This window comes from Campylobacter sp. CNRCH_2013_0855 (genome assembly GCF_025773025.1).
Lineage (GTDB): Bacteria > Campylobacterota > Campylobacteria > Campylobacterales > Campylobacteraceae > Campylobacter_D > Campylobacter_D jejuni_C.
On record NZ_JAKMTE010000003.1, the window covers coordinates 79,823 to 98,948 of the forward strand.

Below are 19,126 nucleotides of genomic sequence, written 5' to 3' on the forward strand. Positions count from 1 at the left end.
CTTATCTTGCAAAATCAATAGCTCTAAGCTCTCTGATAACGTTGACTTTTATTTCACCAGGGTATTGTACTTTTTCTTGAATTTCTTCAGCTATTTCTTTGGCTAAAAGCACAGATTCATCATCATTGACTAATTTTGCATTAACAATAACTCTAATTTCCCTGCCAGCATTAATAGCATAAGCTTTTTTAACCCCTTCTTTACTCTTTGCTATATCTTCAAGCTCACTCACTCTTTTTAAGAAGGCTTCTAAAACCTCACGTCTTGCGCCAGGACGTGCAGCGCTTAGTGTATCTGCTGTACAAACTGCAGCTGATTCTATGCTAATAGCTTCTTCATGCCCATGATGAGCATAAATTGCATTAATTACAACAGGATGTTCTTTGTATCTTTTGCAAAGCTCAGCTCCTAAATCCACATGAGAGCCTTCAAATTCATGTGTTAAAGCCTTGCCTATATCGTGTAAAATCCCAGCTCTTCTTGCTAATTTTTCATCCCCACCACACTCAGCTGCTATGATTCCAGCTAAATGTGCCACTTCTAAAGAATGCGCTAGAGCATTTTGACCATAACTTGCTCTATATCTTAATTTTCCTATTAATTTAACAATTTCAGGATGGATATTATTAAGTCCTAAATCCATTACTATAGTTTGACCTTCTTCTAGGATATTATCTTCAAATTCTTTACAAACTTTTTCATGAATTTCTTCTATTTTTGCAGGTTGTATTCTGCCATCTTCAACTAAAAGTTCAATTACCTTTGTAGCAATGGCGCGTCTATAAAGATTAAAACAACTTACTATGATCGCTCCAGGTGTGTCATCGATGATAATATCAACACCCAAAACCATTTCTAAGGTTTTAACATTTCTTCCTTCTTTGCCTATAATGCGTCCTTTTAATTCATCGTTTTTGATATTTACTACATTAATTAATCTTTCAGCAGCAAATTCTCCCGCAAATCTTGAAGTAGCTTGTGCCAAGATAAAATTAGCCTTTCTTTTGGCTTCGTTTCTAGCTTCTTCTTCGTATTTTCTAACAATATGAGCAATTTCAGCTCTTGAGTTTTCTTCTACTTTTTGTAAAACTATATTTTTTGCTTCTTCTTGTGTAAGACCAGCTGAATGTTCAAGGATTTTTAATACTTCATTTAGTTTTGTTTCATAGTTTTGTTTTAAATTTTCATTTTCCTCATGTAAAGCTTTTATGGTTTGCTGCTCTTTTATTAACTTGTTTTTGTTTTCTTCATGAAGCTTTTCTTGATAATGAAGGTTTTGTTCTTTTTTGTTGAGTTCTTCAAGCTTAATAGAATGCTCTTTTTGTAGTTTTTGAATTTTTTCATCAAATTTTTTCTTTGCTGCAAATTCAGCTTCAGCGACTGAATTTTTAGCATCTTTAAGTGTTAGCTCGGCTTCATATTCAATAGCTTTTGCTTTTGCTTTTGCTTGCTCTAAAAAGATATTGAAATTTGCATCATTAATCTTTTTGGCGACTATATACCCAATCCCTCCGCCTATAAAAACGGCTATTAATGCAACTAGTATTTCTATCATTGTTTTTGACTTTCCTAAAATATTTTTTATAAGGGTTTATATAAAAATTTCCTTTTATATCATGATCTTGGCTAAAAAATTGATCAGATTTTGCATCTATCATTTGTGTAAAAATAACCAAAGGTTTTTTATAAGAAATACTTTCAAAAAACCTATCATAAAAACCTTGACCATGACCGATTCTTCCTAATTTTGCGTCTACACCTATTACAGGGATAATTGCAACGTCAATACGAGTTTGTAAAAAAGAATCTTTTGGTTCATATACCCCAAAGCTCTTTTTTTCAAGAGCTAACCTTAATTTTACTACCTTTAAACTTTTATCTTGCATAAATGGAACAAAAATTTGATATTTTTTTGTTAGAAAATGTCTGAATTTATAAAGATTGATTTCATATTTTAAAGGGATATATATGAGGATATTTTTGCAATTTTTGTATAAATTTAGAATTTTCTTTATTTCTTGAAAAACTAAAAAATCTCTTTTATATTGATATTTTAATTTTAAATGCATTTTGGATTTTTGTTTTATTCTAAAATTGTTTTTTATCAAGGCTTTCCTTAAAGTTTTTAACTTTTTATGTTATACTTTTAAGCTTAAAAAATCATAAGGATAAGAATTGAAATTTAAAATTTTTTTAGTAATTTTTATCGCGATATTTTTCACTTCATGTTCGAGTGATAAAGAAAATTCCAGCACTGAAAATACAAACAATGCAAGTTTGACTCAAAGTGAAAACACTGATTTTACTTTGAAATTTTTAGATGGTAGGAAAATGTATGTGAAATATCATGAGCAAGTATTTAATTTTGATGATACAGCTAAAGCTAAGTTGTTTGTTTTTTTTACAAGTTGGTGTGCACCTTGTAAGGCTCAAATTCCACATTTAAACAATCTAAATAAAAAATATCAAGATAAATTTGAAGTAATAGCGCTTTTTTTAGAAGAGAATAAAGAGCAAGAAATATTAACTTTTATAGAAGATGAAAAAATGAAATTTCCAGCGGCTATAGGAGGGAATAATTTTGTTTTTTCTAAAATTTTAAATGTCAATTCTATTCCAACGATGGTGTTGTTTAATGCAAAAGGCGAAAAGATTAAAGAGTATTTAGGGATAATCCCTGAAGAAATGTTAGATATAGATATACAAAAAGCGATAATGTAATGTTTGGATTTTTAAAAAATGGTTTGAAAAAAACCTTAGAAAGTATTCATTTAGTTAAAGCTTCAAATAAAATCATTACCAAAGATTTACTTGAAGAAATGCTTTTAGAAGCTGATGTGGCGTATGAAATAGTTGAAGAGATTATTTATTATCTTCCTCCAAATGATGAGGTTAAAAAGGCTGATTTAGAGCGTGTTATGGGGACTTATTTTATTTATGATAAGCCAGAACTTGCTAATGCTAAGCCTTTTGTGGATTTGATTTTAGGTGTAAATGGGGTAGGTAAGACTACAAGCATTGCTAAAATGGCACATTTACATAAAGAAAATGGTGAAAAAGTTATACTTGGAGCTTGTGATACTTTTAGAGCAGGAGCCATAGAGCAGTTAAAATTATGGGCACAAAAATTAAATATAGATATCATAGCTACTTCACAAGGACACGATCCTTCAGCAGTTGCTTATGATGCTATTTCTAAAGCTTTGGCAAAAAACTATGATAGGGTTATTTTAGATACAGCAGGACGCTTGCAAAATCAAAAAAATCTTGCTAATGAGCTTGAAAAAATCGTTCGCATAAGCGATAAAGCTATGCAAGGAGCTCCTCATAGAAAAATCCTTGTGCTTGATGGCACTCAAGGCGTAGCAGGAATTTTACAAGCAAAAGCTTTTAATGATTTAGTAAAACTTGATGGAGTGATTATTACAAAACTTGATGGAACTGCTAAAGGTGGAGCTTTATTTAGCATAGCAAGAGAACTTGAACTTCCTATTTTATATATAGGAGTAGGAGAGCAACTAGGACAAATTCATGAGTTTAATCCTAGTGAATATGTTAAAACTTTAGTTGAAGAGATTTTTGCTTAATTTATGGCTAAAAAACATATTTTATTTGAATGCCAAGCTTGTGGAAATCAACAAAGTAAATGGCTAGGCAAATGTCCTGAATGTGGTTCTTGGGATAGTTTTGTTGAGCTAAAACAAGAACAAATTAAGGTTTTAAAAGAGTTAAATTCACTCTCAAACACCCCAAGTTCTGCAGTATGTATCAATGATGTTGTAGCAGAAAATTTCACACGCATTAGCACTGATGATAATGAGCTTAATTTAGTTTTAGGTGGTGGGCTTGTTGTGGGTTCTTTGGTGTTAATTGGGGGTTCACCTGGGGTTGGAAAATCCACACTTTTATTAAAAATTGCTTCCAATTTAGCTAAAAGTGGTAAAAAAGTACTTTATGTAAGTGGCGAGGAAAGCAAATCTCAAATCAAACTGCGTGCAGATCGTTTGAATGCAAATTGTGAAAATTTATTTTTACTTACTGAGCTTTGCTTAGAAGATATTTTAAGCGAGCTTTCTAAAAAAGATTATGAAATTTTAATTATTGATTCTATACAAACTTTATATTCTAATAAAATTACTTCAGCAGCAGGTAGTATCACTCAAGTTAGAGAAATTACTTTTGAGTTAATGCGCTATTCTAAGGCCAATAATATTAGCACTTTTATCATAGGGCATATTACTAAAGATGGAGCTATAGCTGGACCTAGAATTTTAGAGCATATGGTAGATGTAGTGCTTTATTTTGAAGGTGATGCTAATAAAGAAATAAGAATTTTAAGAGGTTTTAAAAATCGTTTTGGAAATATTTCTGAAGTTGGTATTTTTGAAATGACTTCTAAGGGTTTAATTAGCGCTAAAGACATAGCTAATAGATTTTTTACGCGTGGTAAGGCAGTAAGTGGTAGTGCTTTAAGTGTTGTGATGGAAGGAAGTAGAGCTTTAGTACTAGAAATTCAAGCCTTAGTTTGCGAGAGTGCTTATCCAAAACGCAGTGCAACAGGCTATGAAAAAAATCGCTTAGATATGCTCATAGCTTTACTTGAGAGAAAGCTTGAAATTCCTTTGGGTCATTATGATGTTTTTATTAATGTAAGTGGTGGAGTGAAAATTAGTGAAACTGCAGCAGATTTAGCGGTGGTTGCGGCGATTATTTCAAGTTTTAAAAATCGCCCTTTAAGTAAAGATAGTGTTTTTGTGGGCGAACTTAGTTTAAATGGTGAGATCAAAGAAGTATTTTCACTTGATGTGCGTTTAAAAGAAGCTAAAATGCAAAAATTTAAAAATGCCATAGTACCTGTAAAACCTATGGAAGAACTTGGCTTAAAATGTTTTGTAGCCAAAGAATTACGTGAGGTTTTAGAATGGATGTAAAATTTGATGTAATAATTATAGGTTCAGGTCTTGGAGGCTTAAGTGCGGGTGCTTTTTTAGCTAGAAATGGTAAAAAAGTTTTAGTTTTAGAACAGCATTTTTTAATCGGTGGTTGCGCTACTTGTTTTAAAAGAAAAGGCGCTTTGATTGATGCGGGACTTCATGAGATGGACCTAGGTGAAGCAAAAACTGACATGAAGCATTTGGTTTTTGATAAGCTTGGCATAAAGAATAAAATTCAAATTTTACCTTTACCAAATGCATGGAGTATTAAAAGTAAAAATTATAATCTAACTTTACCTCATGGTATAGAAAAAGTAAAAGAAGTTTTGAAAAAAGAATTTCCGCAAGAGTGCAAAGGTATAGATAAATATTTTAAAGCTATAAAAACACAAGCTTATGCTATTCGAAGATTTCCTTGGGATTTAAAATTAAGTGAGTTATTGTTGTTTCCTTTTGACACTGCTTGGATATTTATTAAAAATAGATTGTTTAATAAAAAAGTTTATGATGTTTTAAATGCTTATATTAAAAATGATAAGCTAAAAAAGATTTTAAATGCAAATATGAGTTATTATCATCATGATAGTAAAGAATTTATTTTTAGTTTTCATGCTATTGCGCAAAAGCATTATTATGATGGTGGGGTGTATATTAAAGGTGGCTCGCAAGCTTTAAGTGATGCCTTGGCTGAGGTTATCAAAGAAAATCAAGGGCAGGTTTTAGCTAAGGCTGAAGTTGTTAAAATACTCACAAAAGATCAAAAAGCTTATGGAGTAGAATACATTCAAAATAATCAAAAACACACCATCCATACGCAAAATATCATCGCAAATTGTGATCCTTTAATCGTATATAAAGACTTGCTTAAAGATTTAAATTTAACCCAAGAAATCAAAGCAATAGAGTCTAAAAAGCGCGCTTGTTCTTTGGTAAGTGCTTATTTTATTTATGATAAAGATATTTCTAAAATTTATAAAAATATGGATTATTGTAATTTTATATTTGAAGATGATTTTTTAAATAGTTCATATGAAAATACTAATATTTTAAAACTAGATATCAAAAAAAGACCTATGGCTTTTGTGAATTATTCTAAGGTTGATAGTGGCTTAGCTAGTGATAAATACATAGGTGTTGTAGCTTTTAGTTCAAAATATAGCGAATGGGATTTAAATAAGCAAGATTATAAAACTAAAAAAGAAGAAGTGTTAAAAGCTATAGTGCAAAGACTAGATGAGATTTTTCCGAATTTAAGTTCACACTTAATCCATCAAGAATTAGCTACCCCAAAAACTATACAAAGATACACTAAAGCTTATGAAGGTGCAATTTATGGATTTTCTCAAGATCAAGAAGGAGTTAAATATAGGTTACATTATAAAAGTAAAAGTATAGAAAATTTGTATTTTGCTAATGCTTTTATATTTCCTGGTGGTGGCTTTACAGGCGCGATTTTGGGTGGATATTTTTGTGCTAATAAAATGAATTTTCATTAAAATATAAGCAATTTTTTTCTATAATATTAGCTTTGAAATATTTATTCTGCTAAGGATTTTTAATGAAGGATTTATTTTTATTTAGTTCTTTTATAGATTCTAGTCACACTTTTGCATACTTTTTTCATTTGGGTATAGTAGTTGTGATTTCTTTGATTTTAGCAAAACTTGCTACAAGATCTATGCAAATTGTCCCAAGAGGTAGTCAGAATTTAGCCGAAGCTTACATGGAAGGCATTTTAAGTATGGGTAGAGATACTATGGGTAGTGATGAAGCTGCTAGAAAATATTTACCTTTAGTTGCAACTATAGGTTTTATGGTATTTTTTAGTAATATTATAGGAATTATCCCTGGTTTTGAAGCTCCAAGTGCTAGTTTAAATTTTAGTGCTTCTTTGGCTATTATAGTATTTGTGTATTATCATTTTGAAGGCATTAGAACTCAAGGATTTTTTAAGTATTTTGCACATTTCATGGGACCTGTGAAAATTCTAGCGCCTTTAATGTTTCCTATAGAAGTGGTTTCTCATTTTTCAAGAGTTATTTCTTTATCTTTCCGTTTATTTGGTAATATTAAAGGAGATGATTTATTCTTAGCAGTTATTTTAGCTCTTGTGCCTTGGGTTGCACCACTGCCTGCTTATATGCTTTTAACTTTTATGGCATTTTTACAATCTTTTATTTTTATGATTTTAACTTATGTTTATTTAGCAGGTGCAACTGTAGTTGATGAGCATCATTAATTTTTAAAAAGCAAAAAATTATTTTTTGCTTTTTTCTTTTTTAATATACTTCTTTTATTCTTTTTTAAACTCTTTTTGAAATAAAAAACGCTAGAATAAACAAAAAATTCTAAGGAAAATTTTAATGTTTGAAGTTGTTATAGGACTTGAAGTTCATGCGCAATTAAATACAAAAACAAAAATCTTTTGCTCATGTGCGACTTCTTTTGGAGAAAAATCAAATACTAATGTATGCCCAACATGTTTAGCTTTACCAGGTGCTTTACCTGTATTAAATCAAGAAGCGGTAAAAAAAGCCATAGCATTTGGAAAAGCAGTTAATGCAACTATAAATAAAAAAAGTATTTTTAATAGAAAAAATTATTTTTATCCTGATTTGCCAAAAGCTTATCAAATTTCACAATTTGATATTCCTATAGTAGAAAATGGTGAGTTATTTATTAATGTAAATGGAGAAAATAAACGCATAGGTATTACCAGAGCTCATTTAGAAGAAGATGCAGGAAAAAATATACATGAGAGTAATTTCTCAAAAGTAGATTTAAATAGAGCAGGTACGCCTTTGCTTGAAATCGTTAGTGAACCTGAACTTAGAAGCTCTGATGAGGCAGTAGCTTATTTAAAAAAATTGCATTCTATTATAAGATTTTTAGATATTTCAGATGCAAATATGCAAGAAGGTAGTTTTAGATGTGATGCTAATGTTAGTATTCGTCCAAAGGGTGATGATAAGCTTTATACTAGAGTGGAGATTAAAAACTTAAATTCATTTCGTTTTATCCAAAAGGCGATTGAGTATGAAGTAAAACGCCAAAGTGAAGCTTGGGAAGATGGAAAATACGATCAAGAAGTTGTGCAAGAAACAAGATTGTTTGATACGGTTAATTTAGTTACTAGAAGTATGAGAGGTAAAGAAGATTCTGCTGAATATAGATATTTCCCTGATCCTGATCTTTTACCTGTGATTTTAAATGATGAAATGCTAAATCAAGATATACCTGAACTTCCTGATGAGAAAAAAGCTAGATTTGTTAGTGAATTAGGTATTAAAGAAAGTGATAGTGAAGTGATTGTTTCTTCATTAGAGCTTTGTAGATATTTTGAGTATCTAATTAATCAAAAATTAAATCCAAAACTTTGTGTTACTTGGCTTACGACTGAGTTAATGGGACTTTTAAAAGGCGAATTGACCATAGAAAACTCACCTATAAAACAAGAAAAATTAGCTATTTTAATCAAACGCATAGAAGAAGGTGTTATTAGCGCTAAAGCAGGTAAGGATATTTTAGCTTATGTGTTTGAAAACACAGAAGTTGAAATTGATGATGCTATTGAAAAACTTGGTTTAAAACAAGTAAGTGATGATAGTGCTATTGAAAAGATTATTGATGAAATTTTAGCAAATAATGAAGATAAAGTAACTGAATATAAAAGTGGTAAAGATAAACTTTTTGGTTTCTTTGTTGGTCAAGCAATGAAAGCAGGTAAAGGTGCATTTAATCCTGCTAAGGTAAATGAAATTTTAAAAGCAAAACTTGGTTAAATATGAAAATAGCAGTTGTTGGTGCAGGAAAATGGGGAAGTGCTTTATATGATGCATTGAGTGTTAAAAATGAATGCGTGATAACTTCTTTTCATGAAAAAGATCTTTCTTATTTTGTTAGCACCAAAGAAGCTTTAGAATATGAATATTTAGTTTTTGCTTTATACGCTCAAGGAATACATGAGTGGCTTGCAAATAATTTTAAAGATTTAAATCAAAAAATTCTTGTAGCTTCTAAAGGTATTGATTATAAAAGTTTAAAATTTATGGATGAGGTTTTTAGTGAGTTTATAAGTAGTGATAGACTTTGTTTTTTAAGTGGTCCTTCTTTTGCAAGTGAAGTTTTAGAAAAAAAACCTTGTGCTTTGGTTGTTAGTGGTAAAAATCAAGAGCTTTGTAATCAATTTGCAAGTTTTTTTCCAAATTATATTAAAACCTATACAAGTTCTGATGTTAAAGGCGCTGAAATTTGTGGTGCATATAAGAATGTTTTAGCAATTGCAAGCGGGGTTTGCGATGGTTTAAATTTAGGTAATAATGCAAGAGCTTCTTTGGTTTCAAGAGGCTTGGTGGAAATGCACCGCTTTGGACAATTTTTTAACGCTAAAGAAGAAACTTTTTTAGGACTTAGTGGGGCTGGAGATTTATTTTTAACAGCTTCAAGCAATCTATCAAGAAATTATAGAGTAGGTTTGAGTCTAGCTAGTGGTAAAAATATAAAAGATATTTTGATGGAACTTGGTGAGGTAGCCGAAGGAGTGCAAACTGCTTATGCTATACATTCTTTATCAAAACAATTTCAAATTTATACCCCAATTGTTAATGAAGTAGTCTTAATGTTAGAGGGTAAAAATGCTTGGGAATCTTTGAAAGATTTGATGTCATCAAAGGAGGAAATATCATGATTATCAAAAATGCAAAAATTTATGGTGAGCAAAAGCTTGATCTTAAAATAGAAGATGGAAAAATCACTCAAATTGCTAATGATTTAAATGATGATGAGCATATTGTTGATATAGAAGGTAAGACTTTACTTCCTTCATTTATTGATTTAAATGTTAGTTTGCTTGATAATGAATTTAGTATAGATAGATTATATGATCTAGAAAAAGCATGCTTAAAAGGCGGGGTGGGAACTATTGTTTTAAAAGATAGTTTAGAAGCTAATACTCAAGGCTATGCACTTTATTTTGATAAATTAAAATCTTTAGATATTAATGTTTTACCTATTATTAATGTATTAGATAAAACAAAAAAATTAAAAAATATTGCTACCTTGATTGATATGGGTGCAAAAGGCTTAGAGCTTTCAAGTACTTTGGGTGCAAATTATTTAAGACAATGTATGCAATATGCTAATATGAAATCAACTCCGGTGTTTTTAAAGTGTTTTGATGAGAGTTTTGATGATCATGGAGTGATGAATGATGGACAAATAAGCTTTGAATTAGGTCTTATAGGAATTAGTAATATAGCTGAAACTAGTGAAGTAGCAAAAATGAAAGAACTAATGGAATTTTATAAAAACAAAGCTTGTTTTAGTTCTTTAGCAATTGCAAGATCATTTGAATTATTGCATGATCAATATAGTGAAATTTCAATCCATCATTTAATCAAAGATGAAAGTGCATGTGAAAATTTCAATACTCAAGCAAAAATTTTACCTCCACTGAGAGCAAAAAATGAATTAATAAGTCTTAAAAAATTACTTCAAGATAAAAAAATTACTTTCTTAAGCTCTTTACATACTCCTAGCACTAAAAAAGATTTAGCTTTTGATGAAGCAGATTTTGGAGTTAATGCCATAGCTATGTATATGAGTTTATGTTTTACATATTTAGTAAAAGAAGGTATTTTAACTTGGAAAGAATTATGTGATTTTACAAGTTATAATCAAGCGCAATTTTTAGGGTTAAACAAAGGTAAAATAGAACTTGGTTTTGATGCTGATTTAGTTGTATTTGATGAAAATCTTTCTTTTAATGGAGAAGGTTTATATGTAAATGATATCTTACAAGGTAAGGTAGAAAAAAGCTTTATAGCAGGAAAAGTTTTTAGCCTTTAAGCTAAAAACTTTTATTTATTCTGCATAGCTTGTGCTACTTGAGCTGAGCTATTTCTAATTTTTTCCATACACTCTCTAGCTTCTTTAGCTAAGTCCACACTTTGATTTACGCCGCTTAAGCCATCTTTAATGCTTTGTACCACTTCAGCTGTTACATTTCTTATAGAATTAATGGTAGTAGTAATTTCATTTACTGAATGTCCAGTTCTTTCAGCTAGATTTCTAACTTCATCAGCAACTACGGCAAAGCCTCTACCATGCTCACCTGCACGCGCTGCTTCAATAGCTGCATTTAGTGCTAAAAGATTAGTTTGATCAGCTATATCACTAATGGTTTGAATGATATTTTTAATTTCTTCTGATTGCTCATTTAGCGATGAAACCAAATTACTACTATTATTCATCATATCAGCAATGCCTTGAATATTTTGAACTGTATTTTCTATAACGCTATCACCTTCTTGAGTTAAATTATCATTTTGCTCAGCTAATTCGCTGATAAGTTTTAATTTTTCTTCATCTCTTACAACTTGCTCGGTAATATCTGTTGCAAATTTAATAACTTTGTAAATTTCTCCATCATCATTTTTAATAGGATTATAACTTGCTTCTAAATGGATTAGCTTATTGTTTTTACCAAAGCGTATAAATTTTCCTGATTGAAATTTACCGCTTCTTAGCTCTTCCCAAAAAATTGTATATTCTTTTGAATTTCTAAATTTTTCTTCACAGAACATACTATGATGCTTTCCTTTGATTTCGCTTAATGAATAGCCCATAGTTTGAGTAAAATTTTCATTAGCACTTAAAATTTCTCCATAAGGATTAAACTCGATAATGGCCATAGAACGATTAGCGGCATCTATGGTGTTTTTTAGATCAAGCATTTCATAGTGTCTTTGAGTGATATCGTTTGCAAATTTAATAACCTTATATACTTCGTTATTTTGGTTTAAAATAGGAAGATAATTTGCTTCAAGATAAATATCTTTTCCGCCTTTTGCAATACGTCTAAAAAGACCATTTCTTGATTTACCGCTTTTTAAATCTCTCCAAAAGTCAACATAGCGTTGTGATTTTACTACCTCAGGCAAGCAAAACATACTATGGTGTTTTCCTTTAATTTCATCTAGAGAGTAATTCATGGTTTTTAGAAAATTTTCATTAGCACTAATAATAGTCCCATCTGTTTGAAATTCTATCATAGCCATAGTTTTACCAATGGCATTAAGTATATCTTGAAAAGCTTGAATGGACTGCTCTAATTGAGTAATTTGTTCATTAATTTTTTTCTTGTTGATAAACATAAAACCCCTTTATAAAATAATTTGAAATTATATAGTGTTTTTTAAAATAAATAATTTGTTTATATTAGTTTTTTGTTAAATTAGAGAATTTTTCTTGTAAAGAAAATCTTATTAAATCATTGATTTTTTCACTATCATTTAAGAATTGTTTATTGAGATTTTCTAGTTCTTTTAAAAAATTAAAAAGAGTTTCTTCCCATAATGCATTATTTTTTTTACTTAAGTTCATGGTTTGAATATGATTAAGTTTTCTACTCATATCGCTTAAATTTTCTAAAAATTCATCTTTGTAATTTTCATTTTGAAGTGTAAAAGTATTTTGCAAAAGATTATTTTTGATATTTCTTATTTCTTCATTGATTAGATCACAAAATTCAGGATAGATGTCATTTTTTATAGGTTCAAGTAAAGATTGCTCGTCTAATTTTAAAGTGTATTTTTTAATAGCAAAGAAAAGAACTAAAAAAGCTAATGCACTAATTAAGAGATAAAAAACCATTTTTCTAAAATTTCCTTAAAATGGTGCGGTTAGCGAGATTTGAACTCGCACACGCTGAGCGCACCACCCCCTCAAGATGGCGTGTCTACCAATTCCACCATAACCGCATAAGCCCCACAAGAGGGCTTTGAAAATTTTAAGCTGCTACTAATGCTTGGAATGGATTAGCATAAAGAGCGATAAGAGCAATAACAAGCGCATAAATAACTTGAGCTTCAATCATCGCTAAAGCAATAAACATAGTAGTCATTAATTTACCACCAAGACCAGGGTTTCTAGCAGTACCTGCTATAGTTGCTGCTGCAGTATTACCCATACCGATAGCTCCACCTAAAGCTGCAACACCAAGTCCTAAACCTGCTGCTAAGATAGAAAAAGAAGCTAACCATTGATTCATAGAACCTTCAGCTGCAAATGCAAAACCGCTTAAAGCTAGCATTAAAAATACGATTTTTTTCATAGTTTTTCCTTATAAAAATTTAAATCCTTTCGGCTTGCGTATCCCTACTCGTGATTTATAAAAGCGTAATTATATATCAATATAGCTTTAAAATTATTGAAATTTAAATTAATATATCTATTTTAAAACAAATTAAAGTTTTTTTTAGCTACATTAAAAATTTTTTATAGTTTTATAAATTTAAGGTTATTTTTATGAATGAAAAATTTTCTAAAATAGGTTTTGTATTAGCAGTGGCAGGTTCAGCTGTTGGACTTGGAAATGCTTGGAAATTCCCAACTTTAGTAGGACAAAATGGAGGCTCAGCTTTTGTACTTTTGTATTTACTTTTGACTTTGGGCGTAGGTTTTGTGATATTTTTAGCCGAACTTAGCATAGGAAAACTCAGCGAAAAAGACCCGGTGAATGCTTATTATACTTTAGCTCCAAAATATAAAAGAGCTTGGTCTATAGTTGGTTTTTCTTTAATAGGTGCTATTTTGATTGTATCTTTTTATAGTGTGATTATAGGATGGATTGTCAAATATGCTTATTTTGGATTTTTTCCTTTACCAAAAAGCATAGAAGAGAGTGGCGCTATTTTTGGAAATTTACTTTCTAATGATGTTTTATCTCAATTTATATGTTTTACTTTTGTATTTATAGTTATTTTTTATGTAGTATCAAAAGGTGTTAAAAGTGGTATAGAAAAACTCAATGTTTGGATGATGCCAAGTTTATTTATACTACTTATTTTAATGCTTGGATATTCTTTTAGTATGGATGGTTTTTCTAAGGCAAGTGAGTTTTTATTTTCTCCGGATTTTTCCAAGCTTGGGGTAGGAGCTTTTTTGAGTGCATTGGGACTTGCTTGTTTTTCTTTATCTATTGGAGTGGGCTCGATTATAACTTATTCTGCAAGTTTATCAGATAAAACAAATTTTATTACAAGTACTATTAATATTATTATTATTAATATTATCATTGGTATTATGATGGGGCTTATTGTATTTACTTTTATATTTGAATTTAATGGCAATCCAGCTCAGCAAGGTCCAGGTTTGATTTTTGTATCTTTAATGAGTTTATTTTCAAATATTGACCCAATTGGCTTTTTACCTTTGGGAAATATTTTAGCTGTGGCTTTTTTTATTGCATTGTTTTTTGCAGGGATTACTTCAGCAGTTTCCATGATAGAGCCTTTAACTTTTTATTTAATCAATTCTTATAATTTTACAAGAAAAAAAGCTTTGATTTTTATAGCTTTCATTGTATATTTTTTGGGAAGTTTGTGTATTTTATCAGGAATTGAGTGGAGTAAAGATTCTTTAGAATTTTTTGGAAAAAGTTTTTTTGATATATTAGATTTTATTGCTTCAAATTTAATGATGCCTTTGGGCGGATTATTTGGTGCAATTTTCGTAGGTTTTGTGCTTAAAAAAGAAGCTTTACAAACTTTATTTTATCCTTATATGAGGGGTAAATATTTTGAGTGTTGGTATTTTTTTGTAAGATATATCTCACCTTTAGCGGTGATTTTAATCATGGTAAAACAATTATTTTTTTAAGGTTAAAAGATGAATGAAAAATTTTCTAAAATAGGTTTTGTATTAGCAGTGGCAGGTTCAGCCGTTGGGCTTGGAAATGCTTGGAAATTTCCAACTTTAGTGGGTAACAATGGCGGATCAGCTTTTGTGGTGGTGTATTTACTTTTAACCTTAGGTGTGGCTTTTGTGATATTTTTAGCCGAACTTAGCATAGGAAAACTTAGCGAAAAAGACCCTGTAAATGCTTATCGCACTTTAGCACCAAAAAATAAAAAGGCATGGTCACTTGCGGGATTTTTTATGCTTGGTGCTATTATTTTGGTGTCTTTTTATAGTGTTGTTATAGGCTGGATAGCAAAATATGCTTATTTTGGATTTTTTGAATTGCCTAAAGATACAAATGAAGCAGGTGCTATCTTTGGAAATTTACTTTCTAATGATGTTTTATCTCAATTTATATGTTTTACTTTTGTATTTATAGTTATTTTTTATGTAGTATCAAAAGGTGTTAAAAGTGGTATAGAAAAACTCAATGTTTGGATGATGCCAAGTTTATTTATACTACTTATTTTAATGCTTGGATATTCTTTTAGTATGGATGGTTTTTCTAAGGCAAGTGAGTTTTTATTTGTGCCTGATTTTTCAAAATTAAGTGTTAATTCTATATTAGATGCATTAGGTCTTGCATTTTTTAGTATGTCTTTGGGTGTTTGTGTGATTTTAACTTATGCAGCAAGTTTACCTGATAAAACAAATTTTATAAGTAGTGCTTTAAATATTATCATTATTAATACTATCATTGGTTTAATGATGGGGCTTATTGTTTTTACTTTTATATTTGAATTTGGAGCTGATCCTACTCAACAAGGCCCAGGGCTTATATTTATATCATTAACAACGCTTTTTGCAAAATTAGGATTTTTGGGAAATATTTTAGCTGTAGCTTTTTTTATTGCATTGTTTTTTGCAGGGATTACTTCAGCTATTTCCATGATAGAACCTTTTACTTTTTATCTTATAAATCGTTATCAAATTTCAAGAAAAAAAGCTTTGGTTTTTGTGGGTATGATTGTTTATTTTCTTGGAAGTTTATCTATACTTTCTTTTTATCACGTAAGTGCATCAAGTTTAAATTTCTTTGGAAAAAGCTTTTTTGATATTTTAGACTTTTTCATACAAAATTTATTAATGCCAATTTCTGCTTTAATTACAGCATTTTTTGTAGGTTTTGTACTTAAAAAAGAAGCTTTGCAAATTTTATTTCAACCATTTATGCGCGGGGTGTATTTTGAAATTTGGTATATCTTTTTAAGATACATTTCTCCATTAGCGGTTGTTTTAATCATGGCTAGACAGCTTTTTTTCTAAGGTATTAAAATGAATGATAAATTTTCTAAAATAGGTTTTGTATTAGCCGTTGCAGGCGGGGCTATAGGGCTTGGAAATGCTTGGAAATTTCCAACCTTAGTAGGTCAAAATGGTGGTTTTGCCTTTGTGCTTTTGTACTTGCTTTTGACTATTAGTATAGGATTTTGTGTATTTTTGGCTGAAATTGCCATGGGAAGATTAAGTCAAAGTGATCCTGTCAATGCTTATAAAAGCTTAGCAACTAAGTATGCTCAAAAATGGAAATTTGCTGGATTTTTTATGCTTGGTGGAATTTTCGTATTATCTTTTTATCTTGTTATTATGGGTTGGGTTTTAAAATACATGATAACTTCGATTTATTATCTACCTAGCAATACTCAAGAAGCAGGAGTTTTATTTGGAAATTTAATACAAAATAGTATTTTAGAAAGTAGTTTGTATTTTTTAATTGCTTTTTTTCTTACTTTATTTGTTGTTTCAAGAGGGGTTAAGAGTGGTATAGAAAAACTGAATGTTTGGATTATGCCAAGTTTGTTTATCATGCTTGTTTTAATGCTAGCGTATTGTTTTTTTCAAGATGGTTTTAAGGAAGCTTTTGCCTATTTGTTTTATCCTGATTTTACCAAACTTAGTTTAAACTCTGTTTTAACAGCTTTAGGTCTTGCTTTTTTTACTTTATGTTTAGGTATAGGTTGTATTACCACTTATGCAGCTTCATTAAAAGATGATACAAATTTAATTACAAGTTCAATTGTAATTGTACTTTTAAATATCAGCATAGGTTTAATGATGGGGCTTATTGTATTTACTTTTATATTTAAATTTAATGCCAATCCCGCAGAAGGTGCTGGACTTGTATTTATATCTTTAACAACTTTGTTTTCTAATTTAGGCACTATTTTCGGGCATTTTTTAGCCTTTTATTTTTTCTTAGCTTTATTTTTTGCAGGAATTACTTCAGCAGTTTCTATGATAGAACCTTTTACTTTTTATCTTGTGAATGAATATAAAATTTCAAGAAAAAAAGCTTTGGTTTTTATAGGTTTTGTAGTTTTTCTTTTGGGAATGAGTTGTATTTTATCTTTTAGTGCCAGTTATGGAGCTAGTTTTAGCTTTTTTGGTCTAAGTTTTTTTGATATTTTGGATAAATTAACTTCTAATTTTATGCTCCCGCTTGGAGTTATTGCAAGTGCTATTTTTGTGGGATTTTTTGTAGATAAAATGAAAATCTATAATTTATTTTCTAAATTTATGAGTAAAACTGTTTTTGAAGTATGGTATTTTTTACTTAGATTTGTTGCGCCTGTTGCGATTATTATCATTATGTTAAATCAAATTTTATAAATTTATTTTTTAAGAAAGTAGAGTTATAATTGCAAAGATGTAAAAATAAGGAAAAATTATGGCTAAAAAATTAATTGATGTAATGGATACCACATTTAGAGATGGTTTTCAATCTGTTTATGGTGCTAGAGTTTTAATGAATGACTTTTTTCCTGCCCTAGAAGCAGCTAAAGAAGCAGACATTAAACATTTTGAATTTGGCGGTGGAGCTAGGTTTCAAAGCTTATTTTTTTATTTAAACGAAAATGCCTTTGAAATGATGGATAAATTTAGAGCCATCGTTGGAAAAGAAGCAAATTTACAAACTCTTGCAAGAGGGGTTAATACTGTAGCACTTGATACAGGTAGTAAAGAAACTATTGACTTGCATGCAAAAATGTTTGCAAAACATGGCACAACCACCATAAGAAATTTTGACGCATTAAATGATGTAAATAATTTAAAATTTAGTGGAGAATGTATAGTTAAGCATGGTTTAAAACATGAAATTACTATTACTTTAATGGATTTACCTCCAAAATGTAAAGGTGCGCATGATGTACCTTTTTATGAAAGAATTTTAAAAGAAATCTTACAAGCACAAATTCCTTTTGATAGTATTTGTTTTAAAGATGCAAGTGGAACTTCAAATCCAAATAAAATTTATGAAGTTATTAAAATGGCTAGAAAAAACCTGCCTGAAAATATGCATATAAGATTACATACGCATGAAACTGCAGGGGTGAGTATAGCATGCTATTTAGCAGCTTTAGAAGCAGGTGTTGATGGTATAGATTTAGCTGCAGCTCCTGTTAGTGGTGGTACTTCTCAGCCTGATATTTTAACCATGCTTCATGCTCTAAAGGGAAGTAATTTTGATCTTGGTTTGGACGAAGAGAAAATTTTAAAATATGAAGAAGTATTAAAAGATTGTTTAAAAGATTATTTTTTACCACCTGAAGCAACAGCGGTAAATCCTTTAATACCTTTTTCACCTATGCCAGGTGGAGCACTAACTGCTAATACACAAATGATGAGAGATAATAATATTTTAGATAAATTTCCTCAAGTTATAAAAGCCATGCAAGAAGTGGTAGAAAAAGGTGGTTATGGCACTTCGGTTACTCCTGTATCGCAATTTTATTTTCAACAAGCTTTTAATAATGTAATGTTTGGACCTTGGAAAAAAATAGCAGATGGATACGGAAAGATGGTTTTAGGATATTTTGGAAAAACACCCGTTGCTCCAGATCCTGAAGTAATTAAGCTTGCAAGCGAGCAGTTAAAATTAGAGCCAACTACAAAATTAGCAACAGATATTGCCGATGCAGATGAGAGTAAAAGCATAGCTTATATTAAAAACTTATTGGAAAAAGAAAATTTAGAAACAAGTGAAGAAAATATTTTTATCGTTGCAGCTTGTAAAGAAAAAGGCATAGCTTTCTTAAAAGGTGAAGCTAAGGTTAATGTTAGAAAAAATAGCAAATTAAAACCAAGTCTTGTTAATGAAAATCAATTTACTGTTTCAGTTAATGGTAATAAATACCATGTAGAAGTAAGTGCAGGTTTTGATAGAGATGTTAATGTTAAAAGTGCTGTAAAAGTAAGTAGTAACAACGCAGAAGCTAAAAAAGCCCAAACAGGCGATAATGCTATCGTTGCAAGTATGAATGCAAATGTATTTAAAATTTTAGTCAAAGAAAATGATAGTGTAAAAGCAGGGCAAGTTGTAGCTGTACTTGAAGCTATGAAAATGGAGATTGAAGTTAGTGCAAGTAAAGATGGAGAAATTGCAGAACTTTTAGTAAATGCTGGTGAGAGTGTAAGTGAAGGCCAAGCTTTAATGACTTATAAATAAGGAG

Annotated in this window: 17 protein-coding genes, 1 tRNA gene and 1 pseudogene; 12 read left to right on the plus strand and 7 right to left on the minus strand. The window is 30.0% G+C overall.

What is annotated here, in order from left to right:
- Position 1: 1 nt before the first annotated feature.
- Together rny and L8X40_RS02750 are read right to left on the minus strand one after the other, a co-directional pair.
- Positions 2-1,555: a ribonuclease Y gene (gene rny, locus L8X40_RS02745; protein ID WP_263667240.1), complete on the minus strand. Its 1,554-nt coding sequence runs from the start codon at positions 1,553-1,555 to the stop codon at positions 2-4.
- On the minus strand, positions 1,479-2,108 hold the full coding sequence (locus tag L8X40_RS02750) for a 5-formyltetrahydrofolate cyclo-ligase (RefSeq protein ID WP_263667241.1): 630 nt from the start codon (positions 2,106-2,108) through the stop codon (positions 1,479-1,481). Before L8X40_RS02750 ends, rny begins: the two co-directional genes overlap by 77 nt.
- Positions 2,109-2,175: 67 nt before the next feature.
- On the opposite strand from L8X40_RS02750, the gene L8X40_RS02755 reads away from it, so the two are divergent.
- The 8 genes from L8X40_RS02755 to L8X40_RS02790 all read left to right on the plus strand — a co-directional run bounded on the left by L8X40_RS02755 (position 2,176) and on the right by L8X40_RS02790 (position 10,781).
- Positions 2,176-2,721: a TlpA family protein disulfide reductase gene (locus L8X40_RS02755; protein ID WP_263667242.1), complete on the plus strand. Its 546-nt coding sequence runs from the start codon at positions 2,176-2,178 to the stop codon at positions 2,719-2,721.
- Positions 2,721-3,587, plus strand: coding sequence for a signal recognition particle-docking protein FtsY (gene ftsY / locus L8X40_RS02760; RefSeq protein WP_263667243.1), 867 nt, complete (start codon positions 2,721-2,723; stop codon positions 3,585-3,587). Before L8X40_RS02755 ends, ftsY begins: the two co-directional genes overlap by 1 nt.
- A gap of 3 nt (positions 3,588-3,590) precedes the next feature.
- The gene (gene radA, locus L8X40_RS02765) at positions 3,591-4,931 is read left to right on the plus strand and encodes a DNA repair protein RadA (RefSeq protein ID WP_263667245.1); all 1,341 of its coding nucleotides are present in this window, start codon (positions 3,591-3,593) and stop codon (positions 4,929-4,931) included.
- Complete coding sequence (locus L8X40_RS02770) at positions 4,922-6,430, plus strand: phytoene desaturase family protein (protein ID WP_263667246.1); 1,509 nt, start codon at positions 4,922-4,924, stop codon at positions 6,428-6,430. The genes radA and L8X40_RS02770 overlap by 10 nt, the downstream gene beginning before the upstream one ends.
- A 62-nt stretch (positions 6,431-6,492) precedes the next feature.
- Positions 6,493-7,173: a F0F1 ATP synthase subunit A gene (locus tag L8X40_RS02775; protein WP_039668715.1), complete on the plus strand. Its 681-nt coding sequence runs from the start codon at positions 6,493-6,495 to the stop codon at positions 7,171-7,173.
- Positions 7,174-7,297: 124 nt separating this feature from the next.
- A complete protein-coding gene (gene gatB / locus L8X40_RS02780; RefSeq protein ID WP_087699293.1) occupies positions 7,298-8,716 on the plus strand; it encodes an Asp-tRNA(Asn)/Glu-tRNA(Gln) amidotransferase subunit GatB in 1,419 nt (472 codons plus the stop codon).
- A gap of 2 nt (positions 8,717-8,718) precedes the next feature.
- Positions 8,719-9,621, plus strand: a complete 903-nt coding sequence (locus tag L8X40_RS02785) for an NAD(P)H-dependent glycerol-3-phosphate dehydrogenase (protein WP_214100287.1) — start codon at positions 8,719-8,721, stop codon at positions 9,619-9,621.
- On the plus strand, positions 9,618-10,781 hold the full coding sequence (locus tag L8X40_RS02790) for a metal-dependent hydrolase (RefSeq protein ID WP_087699297.1): 1,164 nt from the start codon (positions 9,618-9,620) through the stop codon (positions 10,779-10,781). Before L8X40_RS02785 ends, L8X40_RS02790 begins: the two co-directional genes overlap by 4 nt.
- 11 nt (positions 10,782-10,792) lie before the next feature.
- Here L8X40_RS02790 and L8X40_RS08565 read toward each other — a convergent pair whose 3' ends face one another.
- The 5 genes and pseudogenes from L8X40_RS08565 to L8X40_RS02810 all read right to left on the minus strand — a co-directional run bounded on the left by L8X40_RS08565 (position 10,793) and on the right by L8X40_RS02810 (position 13,047).
- Positions 10,793-11,341, minus strand: coding sequence for a methyl-accepting chemotaxis protein (locus tag L8X40_RS08565; protein WP_391527395.1), 549 nt, complete (start codon positions 11,339-11,341; stop codon positions 10,793-10,795).
- A pseudogene (locus tag L8X40_RS08570) lies at positions 11,321-12,088 on the minus strand (PAS domain-containing protein); the annotation flags it as partial. The gene L8X40_RS08565 and the pseudogene L8X40_RS08570, both read right to left, overlap by 21 nt.
- A gap of 64 nt (positions 12,089-12,152) precedes the next feature.
- Positions 12,153-12,587, minus strand: coding sequence for a hypothetical protein (locus tag L8X40_RS02800; protein WP_263667247.1), 435 nt, complete (start codon positions 12,585-12,587; stop codon positions 12,153-12,155).
- Between the two features lie 21 nt (positions 12,588-12,608).
- Positions 12,609-12,694, minus strand: a tRNA-Leu gene (locus L8X40_RS02805).
- A gap of 29 nt (positions 12,695-12,723) precedes the next feature.
- Entirely contained in the window at positions 12,724-13,047 is a 324-nt protein-coding gene (locus L8X40_RS02810; protein ID WP_012661906.1) for a F0F1 ATP synthase subunit C, read from the minus strand.
- A 194-nt stretch (positions 13,048-13,241) separates the two neighbouring features.
- On the opposite strand from L8X40_RS02810, the gene L8X40_RS02815 reads away from it, so the two are divergent.
- The 4 genes from L8X40_RS02815 to L8X40_RS02830 are packed head-to-tail and all read left to right on the plus strand — an operon-like array spanning position 13,242 to position 19,122.
- Positions 13,242-14,594 carry a sodium-dependent transporter gene (locus L8X40_RS02815; protein ID WP_263667249.1) on the plus strand — a complete coding sequence of 451 codons (1,353 nt, stop codon included), beginning with the start codon at positions 13,242-13,244 and terminating at the stop codon, positions 14,592-14,594.
- Between the two features lie 9 nt (positions 14,595-14,603).
- Complete coding sequence (locus L8X40_RS02820) at positions 14,604-15,941, plus strand: sodium-dependent transporter (RefSeq protein WP_261545187.1); 1,338 nt, start codon at positions 14,604-14,606, stop codon at positions 15,939-15,941.
- Positions 15,942-15,950: 9 nt separating this feature from the next.
- Entirely contained in the window at positions 15,951-17,285 is a 1,335-nt protein-coding gene (locus L8X40_RS02825; protein ID WP_087699969.1) for a sodium-dependent transporter, read from the plus strand.
- 58 nt (positions 17,286-17,343) lie between these two features.
- A complete protein-coding gene (locus L8X40_RS02830; protein WP_263667251.1) occupies positions 17,344-19,122 on the plus strand; it encodes a biotin/lipoyl-containing protein in 1,779 nt (592 codons plus the stop codon).
- Positions 19,123-19,126: the final 4 nt, after the last annotated feature.

What these genes read in the sequence shown, in the direction of transcription:
- L8X40_RS02800 (WP_263667247.1), bottom strand. Translation starts at nt 12,587, where the DNA reads ATGGTTTTTTATCTCTTAATTAGTGCATTAGCTTTTTTAGTTCTTTTC.
- radA (WP_263667245.1), top strand. Translation starts at nt 3,591, where the DNA reads ATGGCTAAAAAACATATTTTATTTGAATGCCAAGCTTGTGGAAATCAA.
- L8X40_RS02810 (WP_012661906.1), bottom strand. Translation starts at nt 13,047, where the DNA reads ATGAAAAAAATCGTATTTTTAATGCTAGCTTTAAGCGGTTTTGCATTT.
- gatB (WP_087699293.1), top strand. Translation starts at nt 7,298, where the DNA reads ATGTTTGAAGTTGTTATAGGACTTGAAGTTCATGCGCAATTAAATACA.
- rny (WP_263667240.1), bottom strand. Translation starts at nt 1,555, where the DNA reads ATGATAGAAATACTAGTTGCATTAATAGCCGTTTTTATAGGCGGAGGG.
- L8X40_RS02825 (WP_087699969.1), top strand. Translation starts at nt 15,951, where the DNA reads ATGAATGATAAATTTTCTAAAATAGGTTTTGTATTAGCCGTTGCAGGC.
- L8X40_RS02820 (WP_261545187.1), top strand. Translation starts at nt 14,604, where the DNA reads ATGAATGAAAAATTTTCTAAAATAGGTTTTGTATTAGCAGTGGCAGGT.
- L8X40_RS02770 (WP_263667246.1), top strand. Translation starts at nt 4,922, where the DNA reads ATGGATGTAAAATTTGATGTAATAATTATAGGTTCAGGTCTTGGAGGC.
- L8X40_RS02830 (WP_263667251.1), top strand. Translation starts at nt 17,344, where the DNA reads ATGGCTAAAAAATTAATTGATGTAATGGATACCACATTTAGAGATGGT.
- ftsY (WP_263667243.1), top strand. Translation starts at nt 2,721, where the DNA reads ATGTTTGGATTTTTAAAAAATGGTTTGAAAAAAACCTTAGAAAGTATT.
- L8X40_RS02790 (WP_087699297.1), top strand. Translation starts at nt 9,618, where the DNA reads ATGATTATCAAAAATGCAAAAATTTATGGTGAGCAAAAGCTTGATCTT.
- L8X40_RS02775 (WP_039668715.1), top strand. Translation starts at nt 6,493, where the DNA reads ATGAAGGATTTATTTTTATTTAGTTCTTTTATAGATTCTAGTCACACT.
- L8X40_RS02815 (WP_263667249.1), top strand. Translation starts at nt 13,242, where the DNA reads ATGAATGAAAAATTTTCTAAAATAGGTTTTGTATTAGCAGTGGCAGGT.
- L8X40_RS02785 (WP_214100287.1), top strand. Translation starts at nt 8,719, where the DNA reads ATGAAAATAGCAGTTGTTGGTGCAGGAAAATGGGGAAGTGCTTTATAT.